The sequence below is a fragment of the Streptomyces sp. NPDC005805 genome (assembly GCF_040630445.1).
GTDB lineage: Bacteria > Actinomycetota > Actinomycetes > Streptomycetales > Streptomycetaceae > Streptomyces.
Map to the genome: position 1 here is coordinate 11014 of NZ_JBEXXN010000061.1, position 14656 is coordinate 25669.

A 14656-nucleotide genomic window follows, 5' to 3' on the forward strand; every position below is an offset into this window, starting at 1 on the left:
GGCTCCTCACTGCGGTTGATTCCCCACGATCGGGAGGCTCATAGGATCATCACCGAGGGCGTTGACCGGTTGACCGCGGCGGAGCCCTCGGCGGGGGAAGAACGACCAGTGCGCGCGGTGCCGTGCGCGTGACGAACGGACCGTTGTGCCGGTGGACGACGACAAGACACTGCTGGACGTGCTGCTGGACGCGGTGCGGGAGGCTCCCGGGCAGACCGTCGTCCATGTGCGCGGGGACGGCGGCGAGTTGACCGTCACGCTGCGCGAACTCCTCGGCGAGGCGATGCGCGTGGGCGGGGGTCTGCGGGCGGCCGGGGTGGCGCCGGGGACCTGTGTGCCGTTGCTCGCGGACCGCGGCGAGGACTTCCAGGCGATGTTCTGGGGCGCGCTCGCCGCCGGTCTGGTGCCCGTGCCGCTGGCGCCCGACGTCCGGCGCGTGGGGCCCGTCTGGGACCAGCTGGGCCGGCCGCCCGTCGTCGTGGACGCCGCGAACGCGTCCGTGGCGGAGCAACTCCCGGACGGGGCAAGGCCGCTGGCCCTCGCCGCGCTGCGCGAGGGGCCGGTGCTGCGGGAGCCGGTGGCCGTGGCGCCCGACGAGGTCGCGTTCCTGCAGTTCTCCTCGGGGAGCACCGGCGCGCCCAAGGGCGTGGAGGTCACCCACCGTGCCGTGCGCGCCAACCTGGAGCAGATACGCCGGGCCTCGGCGCTCTCCGCCGACGACGTCGTGGTGAGCTGGATGCCGTACTTCCACGACATGGGGCTCATCGGGACCCATCTCGCCCCGCTGGCCGCCGGGGCCCGGCAGGTGAAGATCGGGCCGCTGACCTTCGCGAAGCACCCCCGGATGTGGTTCGAGGTGGCGGCCCGGCACCGGGCCACCGTGCTCTCCGCCGCCAACTTCGCCCTCGCGCTGGCCGTACGGCGGGTCCCCGACGAGGTCCTGGCCGGGCTGGACCTGTCGGCCGTGCGCCTGCTGCTGGTGGGGGCCGAGCCCATCGCACCGGCGGTGTGGCGGGACTTCGCCCGCAAGACGCGTCCGGCGGGGCTGGACCCGGCGGCGGCCCAGCCGGTCTACGGACTGGCGGAGGCGACCCTCGCGGTGACGTTCCCGCCGCCCGGGGAGGTCGCCGAGCCGCTGGCCCTGGACCGTGCGGCGCTGAGCCGGGGTGAGGCCGTGGACGCGGCGCCGGGCGACGCGGCGGCCGTCGAGCTGATGGACGTCGGCTCCCCGGTCGCGGGCTGCGCGCTGCGGATCACGGACGACGCGGGCGCGGACCTCGGGGACCGGCGGGTCGGTCACATCCTGGTGCGCGGGCCCCAGTTGGCCCGCGGCTACCACGGGCTGCCGGAGGTGAGCGCCGAGGTCTTCGCCGACGGGTGGCTGCGCACCGGCGACCTGGGCTTCCTGCGCGACGGACGGCTCTGTGTGACCGGGCGGCACAAGGACGTGCTGTTCCTCAACGGCCGTACGTTCCACGCCCCGGACATGGAGGAGGTCGCCGCGGCGACGCCGGGCCTGCCGCGCGGGACCTGCGCGGTGGTCGGCTCCACCGACCCGTCGACGGGCGCCGAGCGCGTCGTGGTGTTCGTACCCTGGGCCGGTCCGCCGCGCGAGGCGGCCGAGGCGCTCGGCCGGGTCGCCGCCCGGGTGCGCGAGGCGCTGCTCCACGACGACGTACGGGTGCTGGCCCTGCCGCCGGGCGCCTTCCCCCGGACGACGAGCGGGAAGCTCCAGCGGCAGCGGCTGCGTGAGCGGTACGAGGCGGGTGAGTGGGGCGGGGGTCATGGGGGTCCGTCCGCCGTCCCGGAAACGGCCGGCCCGTCCGCGCGGGCCGGGGCGGGACCGGAGTCCCGTGCCGGGGCGCCTCGGCGGGAGGCGGGGGTTCCGCGTACGCGGGCCGAGGCCGAAGGGGTGGTCCGGGAGATATGGGCCCGGGTGCTGGGGCTGCCCGCGGGGTCGATCGGGCGCGAGCAGCGGTTCGGGAGCCTCGGGGGGACCTCGCTGCGCGCCATGGAGGTCCTGGTCGCGCTGGAGGAGACCTTCGGTACGACGCTGCCCCCGGCGGTGATCCGCGACCACGGCACGGTCGCCGCGCTCGCCGCCGAGCTGCTGCGGACCGTCCCGGCCACCGGCACGGACGGCGCGGCGAGCACGGACGGCGCGGCGAGCGCGGACGGTGCGGGCAACGGAAGCGCCCGGGCGGGCAACGAGGGCGACGCATCCCATGCGGGCGGGCCCGCGCCCGGTCCGGCCGCCCCCGCCACCACGGCCACGTCCGCCGCCACGGCCACGTCCGCCGCCGTCATCGGTATGGCCTGCCGCTTCCCCGGCGCCGACACCCCCGAGGCGTTCTGGGACCTCCTGACCGCCGGTCACGACGCCGTCGCCCCCGTGCCCGAAGGGCGCTGGGGCACCGGACGGGACACCTCCCGTCCGCGCTGGGCCGCGCTGCTCGACGCCCCCGAGCGCTTCGACGCCGGGTACTTCGGCATCGACGAGGCCGAGGCCCGCGCACTCGACCCGCAGGCGCGGATCTTCCTGGAGCTCGCGCACGAGGCCCTCGAACGGGCCGGGTACGCGGGGCCCCGGCGGCACGGCCGCCGGGTCGGCGTCTTCGCGGCCGTCGGGGAGAGCGGCTACCGCGAGGTACTGGAACGCGCCTGCGCCGACGGGCCGCCGCTGCCCGGCACCCTCACCGGGAACCTGCCCAACCTGATCGCCGCCCGGGTCTCCCAGTGCCTCGACCTCGACGGTCCGGCGCTCGCCGTGGACACGGCCTGTTCCTCGGGGCTGGTGGCCCTGCACCTGGCACGGCGCAGCCTGCTGGACGGCGAGTGCGATCTCGCCGTCGTCGGCGGCGTCAACCTGCACCTCACCGGCACCGCGCACCGGCTCCTGGAGGAGGCGGGGGCCCTCTCCCCCACCGGGCGCGGCCGCGCCTTCAGCGCGGACGCCGACGGCTTCGTCCCCGGGGAGGGCGGTGCGGCGCTCGTCCTGACACGGCTGGACGCGGCCCGGGCCGCCGACGACCACGTCCTCGCGGTGGTCCGGGGAACGGCCGTCAACAACGACGGCCGGTCGATGAGTCTTCTGGCACCCAATCCGCTGCGCCAGCGCGAGGTCATCACCCGCGCCCATGAGGCGGCGGGCACCGACCCGGCCTCGGTGAGCTATGTGGAAGCGCACGGCACCGGCACGGCGGTGGGCGACCCCATCGAACTCCGTTCTCTCGCCCACGCGTTCCCGGCGCGGCCCGACGGCAGCCCCCGGCTGGTGGGTTCGGTGAAGACGAACGCCGGCCATCTGCTGAACGCGGCGGCCCTGCCCGCCCTGGTGAAGGTCGTCCTGGCCCTGGGGCACCGCAGGCTCCCGCCGTCCCTGCACCACGCGCCGCCCGCGCCGGGGCTCGCGCCCGCCGGATTCTCCGTGGTGACCGAGACCCGGGACTGGGTCTCGCCCGAGCCGCTGCTCGCGGGGATCAACGCCTTCGGTTTCGGCGGCACCAACGCCCACGCCGTCCTCGAAGAGGCACCGCCCCGCCCTGCGCGCGCCACGCACGGCACCGGGAACGCACAGGGCGCCGGGGCCGCACACGGCACCGGTCCGCACCTGCTGACCCTGTCGGCCCGCAGCGCGTCCGCGCTGCGGGAGGCGACCGCGCGGCTGGCCCGCCACCTGGACGAGCACCCGGAACTCGCCGAAACCGAAGGGGACGTCTGCCTGACGGCGAGCACCTCGCGGGACGACGGCCCCCACCGGCTCGCCGTCGTCGCGGACGGCGACCTGCGCGACCGGCTCGCCGCCGCGCTCCGGGAAGCGGACGGGCACACCGGGCGCGTCGCCCGTTCCCGCCCGCGCCTCGTCTTCCTCTTCCCCGGGCAGGGCGCCCAGTTCCCGGGCCGGGACCGGGCCCTGTACCGCACGGCGCCCGTGTTCCGGGAGACGCTGGACGAGGCGTCCGCGCTGCTGGGGCCGGTACGCGGGCGCCCCCTGCGGGACTGGTGCCTGGACCCGGAGGTGGACGTCGCCGCGCAGGCCGCCACGGAGGTGGCGCAACCCCTGCTCGTCGCGTCCGGGGTGGCCCTCGCCCGCCAGTTGCGGGCCTGGGGCGTGGAGCCCGACGCGGTGGCCGGACACAGCGTCGGGGAGCTCGCCGCCGCCTGTGCCGGCGGGACGCTGAGCCTGGGCGACGCCGTGCGGTTCGCGGCCGAACGCGGGCGGCTGATGGGCGCGTTCACGGAGCCCGGCGCCATGCTCGCGGTCCGCGGCGGCGAGGACGCCGTGGCCGCCGTGGTGGCCGGGGCAGGCGGTGACCTGGTGGTGGCCGCGTACAACGGCCCCGGGTTCCAGGTCCTCTCCGGCAGCGTCACGGCGGTGGAACGCGCCGCCCGTGAGCTGGACGGGCTGGGCGTTCCGGCACGCCGTCTACGCGTCCCCCACGCCTTCCACTCGCCGCTGATGCGTCCCGTCGCCGAACGGCTCGCCGAGGCGGCGCGCGGGCTCATGCCGCAGGCCCCGGCCGTCCCGTTGATGAGCACGGTCACCGCCGAGTGGCAGCCGGTCCTCGGTCCGGAGTACCTGCGCGACCATGCCCTGCGGCCCGTGCGCTTCGGGGACGCCGTGGCGCGCCTGGCCCGGGAGGGCTACGACACCTTCGTGGAGATCGGGCACGGCCCGACCCTGTCCGCGGCGGCACAGGCGGCAGCGGCAACGGCGACGGAGGCCGGGGCGGCGGAGGCGGTGGTGACGCCCGCCCTGCCCGGCGGTTCCGGCTCCGGTCGCGGGGCGCTGCTGGAGACCGTCGGCCGGCTGTGGTCCCGTGGCGTGCCCCTGGACCGCACCGCGCTCGACGCGGGCCACCGCCGGGTTCCGCTGCCCACCTACCCCTTCCAGCGCGCGCGTTACTGGCCGGACCCGCCGACGGCCCCGCTGCACCGGGTCCGGTGGGAGGAGGCCGCACCGGACGGCATCCAGGACACGACGGATACGGCGGCCCCGGCACGCACCGTCCTGCTGACCGGCCCCGACACCGTGTCCGCCGACCGGCTCGCGGCGGAGCTGGCCGCCGAGGGCGTCCCGGTGCGCACCGGAGGCGAGGGACCGGCGGACACCGTCCTGCTGGTGGCCGGGTCCGCGCCCGTCCAGGAGGACGCGGACGCGCTCGCCCGGACGCAGGCCGAGGCGCTGGCGGCCTTCGACACGGCGCTGGCCCTGCTGGACGAGAGCGGGGCGAGCCGGCTGGTGGTGGTGACGGAGGACGTCCACACCACGGGCCACGGGCGCGAACGGCCGCGCCCCGCGCAGGCCGTCCTCGGCGGACCGCTGCTGGCCCTGCCGCAGGAGACCCCGGGCTGCTCGGCCATCGGCGTCGACCTCTGTTCGCTGGACACCCCGGCCCAGCGGCTGGCGGCCGTGCTCGCCGAACTCCGGGCGGCGGACGCACCGGGCCGGTCCAGCGCGGTCGCCTGGCGCGCGGGCCGCAGGCTCGGCCGGGAGCTTGTGCCCGTGGTCCCGCCGGGCGGGGCGGTGTCGCCGCTGCCGGCGGACGGCACCTTCCTGATCACCGGAGGCGGCGGCGGAATCGGCGGCGCGCTGGCCCGGGATCTGGCCGCGCGGGGCCGCCCCACGCTGATCCTCGCCGGGCGCTCCGCCCACCCTCCGGCGGGCCTCGTCGAAGAGCTGCGCGCACTGGGCGCCACCGTCCACTACCGGACGGCGGATGTGACAGCGGAACGGGACGTGGACGCGCTGCTGCGTCAACTGCCCCGGCTGGACGGCCTGTTCCACGCGGCCGGGGTCGTCCGGCCGGGCACCCTGCGCACCCGGGACGCGGACGGGACGGCCGAGGCCCAGGCGGCCAAGACCCGGGGCACCCTGCTGCTCGCGCGGGGCCTGCGACGGCACGGGCTCGACCCGGCGGTCCGGGTGGTCCTCTCCTCCGTCTCCGCCCTGCTGCCCGGCCTGGCGGGCGCGTTGAGCGACTACGCCGGGGCCAATGCCTTCCTCGACGCCTTCGCCGCGTCGGAGCGGCGGGCAGGGCGGCCGTGGCAGTCCGTGAGCCTCGCCGCCGTCGCCGGGACGGGCATGGCCGCCGCCCTCGGCACCGGGACGGCCCGCGGCTCCTCGGCCGCGCCACCACGGCCCGGGGGCCGGCCGCTGGACGCCGGTACCGTGTTGGCGGCGCTCCGCACGGCGTGCGCGGTCGACGCTGCGCATCTGCTGATCGCCGACCCGGCGGGCCCGGTGCTCGCCGACCCCGCGCGCCCCTTCCTCGCCGACGCGACGCGCTCCTTCCTCGCCGACCCGGCCCCGTCGTCACACGGTCGGGCGGACCTCGCACCGGGCGGGGTGAGCGCGGCGGCCGCCTCGGTCCCGGCCCCGGACGCCCGCCCGGAACCGCCCGCCGCCGCCTCGCAGAGGACGCCGGGCCCCGGGACGGCCGACGCGGACACCGCCGCGCTGCTGCGCCAGCTGCTCGCCACGGCACTGCGGCTGCCGCCCGCCGAGATCCCCGACGACGCGCCGTTCCTCTCCCTCGGCCTCGACTCCCTCACCGCCGTCGACCTCGTCCGGCGGCTCGAACGGGAGCTGGGCACCGACCTGCCCGCGACCCTCTTCTTCGAGTACCGGACGGTCCGCGAAGTCGCCGCCCATCTGGACACCGCGGCCGGGAACTCGGCCACAACCGCCCCCGGGACCCCCGCCCCCTCCCCCGTCACGGACGGCGAGCCGTTCCCGCTGACCCCCGGGCAGCGCGCCCTCCACACCGGCGGCCGGCTGTATCCGGACCTTCCCGCCCACGGCTACCTCCGCCAGACCGTCCACGGGCCGCTGGACGCCCGGCTCCTCGGCCGTGCGCTGGCCGCGCTCGCCGAGCGGCACCCCATGCTGCGGATCAGGGTTCGCGACACGACCGACGAGCACGGCGCGCCCTCGACACACCAGTACGTCGCCCCCGCCGCCGAGTTGTCCGACTGGTACGAGGTCCGCGAGCGCACCGGCGGCGTCGAGGAGCTCGAAACCACCCTGCGCAACCGGCCGTTCGATCTGGCCGCCGAGCCTCCTGTCCGCGCGCTCCTGGTCCGGGAGAGCGAGGAGCCGGCCCACCTGGTCCTGGTGATCCACCATGTGGCGGGGGACGGGTTCAGCCTCAACGTCCTCGCCCAGGAACTCTGGTCGCTCTACACCGCCCTGGCCGAGGGGCGCGAGCCGTCGCTGCCTCCGCTCGCCGGCGACTTCGCCCGGCACGCCGCCGCCCTCGCCGAGGAACGTTCCGCCCCGGCCGGTGCGGCGGCCCTCGCCGCCGACCTGCGCCACTGGTCGCAGCGGCTGAGCGCCCGGGGCGGGGCGCTGCGGCTCCCGTACGACGGCGACCCCGGCGCCCTGCCCGGCGGGCCCCTGACCGCGTGGCACAGCGCGCTCGACGCGGCCGGGACCACCGCCGTGGAGAAGCAGGCGGCCGCCCACGGGGTGAGCCTCTTCCATCTGCTGCTCGCCGCGCAGGTGCGGTGCCTGGCGCGGTGGAGCGGGCAGCGCGAGATCGCGGTGAACGTGGCCCGCGCTCGCCGGGACGCCCGGCTGCCGGGGCTCGACCGGCTGGTGGGACCGCTCGCCGACACCCTGCCCCTGCTCTGTACGACGGACCCCGACGAGCCGGTGGGGGCCCTGGCCCAGCGGATAGCGCGCATCTGGCTGGAGAGCGAGCAGCATGCGGTCCCGACCAGCCTCGATCTGGCGCGCCTGCTCCCGGCCGACGCGGCCCAGGCCGGACCCCGCACGGTGAGCCCGGCCGGTTTCAGCTTCGCCCGCTTCCCGGCCGTGCTCGACGGGCGGTGCCCGGTGACGGTCCGGCCGTCGGCGGCCGGGACCGGTACCGCCGCGACGCGGCTGAGTCTGCTCTGCTGGCAGGACGGGACGGGGCTGCGCTTCTCCTGGAACTTCCCCGTCCGCCTCTTCGACCCGGCGACGGTGGCCCGCCTGGACCGCGAATTCCACGAGGAGCTGGCCGCGCTCACCACCGCGCCCGCGACACCGGCGGACCGGCTCGACGCGGGCCCGGCCCCGGAGTCGGGCGCGGGCGCGGCCCCGGGCTCAAACGCGGCCCCGTCTCCGGAGTCGGGCTCGGCCTCCGGCTCGGGCGCGGGCCCGGGTTCGGGTTCGGGTTCGGAGACGGCCTCGGACCCGGGCTCAAACGCGGCCCCGTCTCCGGAGTCGGGCTCGGCCTCCGGCTCCGGCTCGGGCGCGGGCCCGGGTTCGGGTTCGGAGACGGCCTCGGCCCCGGCGTCGGCGTCGGCGTCGGCGTCGGCGTCGGCGTCGGCGTCGGCCACGATCGTGGCCCGGCTGCTCGCCCGGTTCCGGGCCACGCCCGACGCCATTGCCGTCGACACCGGTGCCACCACCCTCACGTACGCGGACCTGGACCGCGCCTCCGGCGCGCTCGCGGCCCGGCTGGCGGCGTCCGGCGTCACCCCGGGGAGCCTGGTCGGGCTCCTCACCGAGCCCGGTGCCGACGCCGTCGTGGCGGTGGTCGCCGTGCTGCGCGCGGGTGCGGGCTGGGTGCCCCTGGACCCCGCCCACCCGGCCGCGCGTCTCCGGGACCAGCTCACCCGCTCGGGCGCGCGTACGGTGCTCTGCCACGCGGCCACCCGGGAGGTGGGCGAAACCCTCGGCGGCGTGACCCTGTTGTCCGTCGACACGCCGGAGACCGACGACCCCGCACCCCGCCCCGGAGCCGGTCCGGACGTTCCCGTCGACGCCGGCACGCTCGCCTATGTGATCTTCACCTCCGGCTCCACCGGCCGGCCCAAGGCCGTCCCCATCACCTACCGCTCGATGGAGAACTACCTCGGCTGGGCCGTCGACACCTTCGGCTACGACGCGCACGACCGGCTCGCGCAGACGGCCTCGCTCTGCTTCGACGCCTCCGTCCGCCAGCTCCTCGCCCCGCTGCTGGTGGGCGCGACCGTGGTGACCGTCGACCGGGACCTGCTGCGTGACCCCGAACTCCTGCTGGAGCACGTCGAACGCGCCCGGATCACCGTGTGGAGTTCGGTCCCCACCCTCTGGGAACAGCTCCTCGCCGCCGCCGAGGCGCGGGTCAGGAGCGGCGCGGCGCGGCCCGACCTGTCGGCCCTGCGGTGGATCCACGTCGGTGGCGAGGCCCTGTCACCCGCCCATGTGCGCCGCTGGTTCGACCTCTTCGGCGACGGACAGCGCATCGCCAATCTGTACGGCCCGACCGAGGCGACCATCAACACCACGTGTCACCTCATCCGTTCGCGCCCCGGCGAGGAGGTGCGACGGCTCCCGATCGGCCGCCCGGTCGCCGGGACCGAGGTGGCGGTCGTCGGCCCGGACGGGGAGCCCCGGGAGCCGGGCGAAGCGGGCGAGCTGCTGATCGCCGGGGTGGGACTGACACCCGGCTACCTCGGCGAACCGGCCCTGACCGAGGCCGCGTTCACCGTCCGCGACGGGCGGCGCTGGTACCGCAGCGGCGACCGCGTACGGGTCTGTCCGGACGGCACCCTCGACTTCCTCGGGCGGCTGGACGACCAGGTGAAGATCCGGGGCAACCGCGTGGAGCCGGGCGAGGTCGAGGCCGTCCTCCAGGCCCATCCGGACGTGGTCCGGGCCGTCGTCCTCGTCCTGGACGGGCGGCTGGCCGCCTTCGTGACCCATGGACCGGACGCGCGCGGTGCGGACGCCGTGGCGCTGCGGCGTCATCTCTCCGGGACGCTGCCGCCGTACATGGTCCCCTCCCGGATCACCTCGGTGGACCGGATGCCGCTCACGGGGACGGGCAAGATCGACCGGCAGGCGCTGCTCGCCCTCCCGGCGCCCGGGCCGACCGCCGCGCCGGAGCCCGCGGAGGGCACGCGCACACCGCCCCGGACACCGACCGAGGTCCGGCTCGCGCGGATCTGGTCCCTGCTCCTGCGGACCGACGAGGTGTGCCGGGAGGACGACTTCTTCGCGCTGGGCGGCGACTCGCTGCTCGTGCTGGAGGTGTTCGCGCGGCTGGAGCAGGGCGGCGAGCAGGGCGGGCCCCTGCCGAGGCCGACCGTCGTCTACCGCCACCGCACCCTGGCCGCCCTCGCCACCGCGATCGACACGGCCGCGGCCGAGGTCGACGCGGCCGGGGGCGCCGCGACCGGGGTCAGCGGGCCCGGGGTCGACGCGGCCCCTGCCGGCGGTCCCGCGGCGGACGCACCCCCGGGGCCGGCCCCGGCGGGGCCCGCGCCCTTCCCCGTCACCCCGAGTCAGCGCGGCTTCCTGCTGGCCGAGGCCCTCGCGCCGGGCCGTACCTCGTCCGGGCTCACCCGGCTGCGCCTGCGCGGTGCCCTCGACACCGCCCTGTTCCAGGCCGCGGTGGACACGCTGGTCGCCCGGCATCCGATGCTGCGCACCGTCTTCCCGGCCGGGGCGCGCCCCGCGACGCAACAGGAGCTTCCCCCGTCGCTGCGTCTGCCGGTCGACTTCGAGACCCTCGCCGCCCCGGACGCCCCGGACGCCCTGGAGGCGCGGGTGGACGCCGAACGGGCGCGCCGCTTCGAGCCCTGGGCGTGGCCGCTGCTGCGCCTGCGGGTGCTCACCCTCGCACCGGAGGAGCACGTACTCCTCGCGCACGCCCACCATCTGATCGGCGACGGCTACAGCGCGGCGCTCCTGGTGCGGGAGCTGACGACCGTGTACGAGGCTCTCGCCCGTGGTGAGGAACCGTCCCTGCCGGCCCTGCGCGGCACCTTCCGCGACTACGCCGTACGCCTCGCCGTACCCGCCGCGCGGCGGGAGGGCGGGGACCGGTGGGCGCGGCTGAGCGCGCCCTACCGTCCCCCGGTGCTCGGTGCGGGCCCCGGGCCCGGCGAGGCGGACCGTCACGCGCCTTTCCACACCCGCGGTATGACGATCGGGGCGGACCAGGTGGAGAAGCTGCGCGGCCTCGCCGGGCGCGCGGGTGCCACCCTCTACGCGCCGGTCCTCACCGCCTACTACCGGGCGCTCGTGGCGGCGACCGGGCGGGCGGACCTGGTGCTCGGTCTGGCGGTGAGCGGCCGCGACCACTCCCTGCCGGACGCGCACCGGGTGTTCGGCCCCTTCGCGGCGGCCGTGCCCCTGCGCCCGGCCGGACCGGACTCGGGGCGGCCCGGCGACGCGGACTTCGGCGACGATCTGCGGCGCGTCGCCAGCGAGGCGACGGCGGCGCGGCTCCACGAGGGGCCCGTACCGGCGCGGCCCGACGGACTGCCCCTGGCCTCGCAGTTCTTCTTCACCTATCTGGACTTCTCCGCCCTGGACGCCGCCGCGCCGGGCCCGGCGCGCGGCCGGGCCCTGACCGTCGAACGGGAGGGCGGCGACAGCGCGTACGCGCCGCCGCCGATCGGTACGGATGTGTTCCTGGCGGCCGCCCTCGACGGCGGGCGGCTGCGGCTGACCGTGCGCGGGTCCGCGACGGCGTTCACCCCGGCCGCCCTGGACGCGTTCGCCGAAGCGTTGCGCGAGGCCCTGGCGCAGGCGGCGGCCACCTCCCCCGGGAGCCGGCCCGCCGCGACGCCCCCACCGGCCCCGGCGCCGACACCCACCCCAGCCCCCGCCCCGGAACCCGCCGTGGACGCCGCCCTGGTCGGCTATCTCCCCTCCCCCGCCCATCTCGCCCGGCTGGCGCACCTCCCGGAAGCCGCGCTGCCGCGTGAGGAGCTGCGGTCGCTGCTCTTCCCCGACGGGCGGCCGCGCCTCCTGGAGACGCTGAGCACCCCGCTGGGCAGCTCCGGCTTCGTGTGCCTGCCCCTCTTCGCGGACGAACTCGCCCCCGGGGACGCCCTGCTGGGGCACACCGTCCACGGCACGGAGCTCGCCGCCTCCCTCGGCGCCCGGTCCGTCTCGCTCGCCGGGATGATCCCCTCGCTCACGGGCTACGGGTTCGATGTGCTGCGCGCCCTCGGCCCCGGCGGCACCGGGCCGTCCGTCGCCGTCACCACGGGCCACGCCGCCACCGTCGTCTCCGTGGTGAAGACCGTGCACGCCGCCCTGGAGGCGACCGGGCAGCGACTGGGCGGTCTCACCGTGGCGTTCGTGGGGCTCGGCTCGATCGGCGCGTCCTCGCTGGAGCTGCTGCTCGACCGGGCCGCCGAGCCGCCCGCCCGGCTTCTGCTCTGCGATGTCCCGGGCAGCCGACCCCGGTTGACCGAGCTGGCCGACCGCCTCCGCGCACGGGGTCTCGCCGGTGCCGTGGAGGTTCTCGCCTCGGGCGGGGGGCTTCCCGACGCGGTGTACGGGGCGCGGCTGATCGTGGCGGCGGTCAGCGGTGGCGGCGCCCTCCTCGACGTGGACCGCCTGGAACCCGGGACGACCGTGGTGGACGACTCCTTCCCGCACTGCTTCGACACGGCCCGCGCCCTCGACCGGATGACCCGGGCCGGGGACGTCCTGGTCGTGGGCGGCGGGCTGCTGACCGTGGGGCCGACCGAGCGGCGGGTGGCCGAGGGGCTGCCGGCCGCCGCGGTGGCCGGCCATCTCGCCCGGCCCTCCCTCGCGGACACCATCGCCTCCTGCCGTCTGGAGTCCCTGCTCCACGCCTCGGGTGCGGGCGTACCGCTGGTGCACGGCACGGTCGACGCCCCTACCGGGCTGGCCTACTGGGCGGCGGCGGAGGCCACCGGGACCCGCGCCGCGCCCCTGCACCTGGGGACCCGTGCCGTCGACCCGACGGCGCTCGGCTCGTTCCCCGGGACTCGGGGCGCACGGCGATGACGCGGGCGGCGGCGGGGTCAGGGGTGCCGCGTTCAGCGGTGACGGCGCTCAGCCGTGAACGGCCGTCTCCCGGGCGAAGCGGCGGACCGCGTCGGTGAAGGCGTCCGGGTCGTCGAAGTTCGCCAGATGCCTCGCCCTCGGGATCAACTCGACGCGGGCGTGCGGATGCGCGCGCACGAACTCCCTCTCGCCGGACCGGAAGACGGTGTCCTTCTCGCCGTTGAGCAGCAGGACGGGCGTCTTCACCCGTCGCAGGGAGTCCGCGTCGAAGCGGCCCAGCACCTCGCCCCAGGCGGCCGGCAGGGTGTGGAAGGCGTAGCCGGCGCGGATGGTGGCGTCCACCACCTCGGGCGGGTAGAGGCGGCGCAGCAGGGCGTCGTTCCAGCGGGTCAGCCGGTCCGCCGGCAGACGGGGGACGAGTCCCGCGATCCACCGGTACGGGGCCGACCACCCGCCGCGCGTCGAGGCGCTGGCGCCCGCGAGGACCAGCCCGCGCAGGCGCTCCGGGTGCCTGTGGGCGAACTCCAGTGAGGCGTAACCGCCGAGGGAGTGCCCGACGACCACCGCCGGTCCCCGGTCCAGCGCGTCCACCGCGTCGGCGATGACGTCGGCCGCCGCTTTCAGGCTCCAGGGTTCGGTGGACCGGGCGCCGTGGCCCGGCAGGTCGACCGCCGTCACCGCGAACTCCTCCTGGAGGGCGGCGAGCTGAGGGCTCCACTGGCCCGCGCTGAACCTCGTCCCGTGGACGAGGACGATGGATGGTGTGTCCGCTGCCGTCATGACTCCCCCCGAGTTCACGCGTTCCTCGGACCGACTCTACCGGTGCCGACCTGACCCGTGACCAATGTTGACAGTGCTCACTCCCGCGCTTAGTGTGCGCGGAACGATCGGCACCCGGGCCGGCCGGAGGCCCGGCCCGCTCCCGGCCCCTCCTCCCCTCGCATCCCCCGCACTTGCTCCGCGCCACCCTCGCCCCTGGAGACGAAGCCGCGCATGGACACTCCCCTCGCCACCGTGTTCCTTCCGCTCGCCCTCGCCGTCATCATGTTCGGCCTCGGCCTGTCCCTCACCGTCGACGACTTCCGCCGGGTGCGCCGCCACCCGCGGGCCGTCGTCGTGGCGATGGCCTGCCAGCTCCTGGTCCTGCCCGTCGTCTGCTTCGGCCTGGTGGTCGCCTTCGACCTCTCCCCCGTGCTCGCGGTCGGCATGATGCTGCTGGCCGCCTCACCGGGCGGGACGACGGCGAACCTCTTCAGCCATCTCTTCGGCGGCGACGTGGCCCTGAACGTCACGCTCACGGCGGTGAACGCGGTGCTGGCCATCGTGACCCTGCCGGTCATCACCAATCTCGCCCTGGGGTACTTCGAGCCGGACATAGGACAGGACGGCCTGGGGCTGCAGTTCGGCAAGGTCCTCCAGGTGTTCGCCCTGGTCCTCGTCCCGGTGGTGGTCGGCCTGGTCGTGCGCCGCCGCTCGGAGGGCTTCGCGCTGCGCATGGACCGCCCGGTGCGGCTGCTGTCGGTCGTCGTCCTCGTCGCCGTCATCATCGGCGCGCTGGTCGCCGAGCGGGACAACATCGTCGGCTACCTGGTGGACGTGGGACCGGCGGCGCTGGTCTTCTGCGTGCTCAGCCTCACCACGGGGTACGCCGTGCCGCGGCTGGCGCGGCTCGACAAGCGGCAGTCGATCGCCTGCTCCATGGAGATCGGTGTGCACAACAGCGCCGTGGCCATGACCCTGGCGATCAGCGTCCTCGGCAGCGTCGGCCTGGCAGTTCCGGCCGCCGTCTACGGGGTGCTCATGTACCCCGTGGCGGCTCTCGCGGGGATGCTGATGACCCGGGGTTCCCGCCCCGCCGAGGAACCCACGCCGGCCGCCTGAGCGGGACCGGCCACCGGGAGGGCCGGC

3 protein-coding genes are annotated in these 14656 nt (G+C 76.7%); 2 read left to right on the forward strand and 1 reads right to left on the reverse strand.

The features are described 5' to 3' along the window. Positions 1 to 151: 151 nt before the first annotated feature. A complete protein-coding gene (locus ABZ457_RS26040; RefSeq protein WP_359161805.1) occupies positions 152 to 12748 on the forward strand; it encodes an amino acid adenylation domain-containing protein in 12597 nt (4198 codons plus the stop codon). A gap of 48 nt (positions 12749 to 12796) precedes the next feature. Here ABZ457_RS26040 and ABZ457_RS26045 read toward each other — a convergent pair whose 3' ends face one another. Continuing rightward, positions 12797 to 13528, reverse strand: coding sequence for an alpha/beta hydrolase (locus ABZ457_RS26045; protein ID WP_359161808.1), 732 nt, complete (start codon positions 13526 to 13528; stop codon positions 12797 to 12799). A 213-nt stretch (positions 13529 to 13741) separates the two neighbouring features. Between ABZ457_RS26045 and ABZ457_RS26050 the strand changes: the two genes are divergently transcribed. Continuing rightward, positions 13742 to 14629, forward strand: a complete 888-nt coding sequence (locus ABZ457_RS26050; RefSeq protein ID WP_359161811.1) for a bile acid:sodium symporter family protein — start codon at positions 13742 to 13744, stop codon at positions 14627 to 14629. The last annotated feature ends 27 nt before the right edge of the window (positions 14630 to 14656 follow it).

Bases quoted from the DNA above. Each gene is read 5' to 3' on its own strand.
- ABZ457_RS26045 (WP_359161808.1), bottom strand. From the start codon at position 13,528: ATGACGGCAGCGGACACACCATCCATCGTCCTCGTCCACGGGACGAGG.
- ABZ457_RS26050 (WP_359161811.1), top strand. From the start codon at position 13,742: ATGGACACTCCCCTCGCCACCGTGTTCCTTCCGCTCGCCCTCGCCGTC.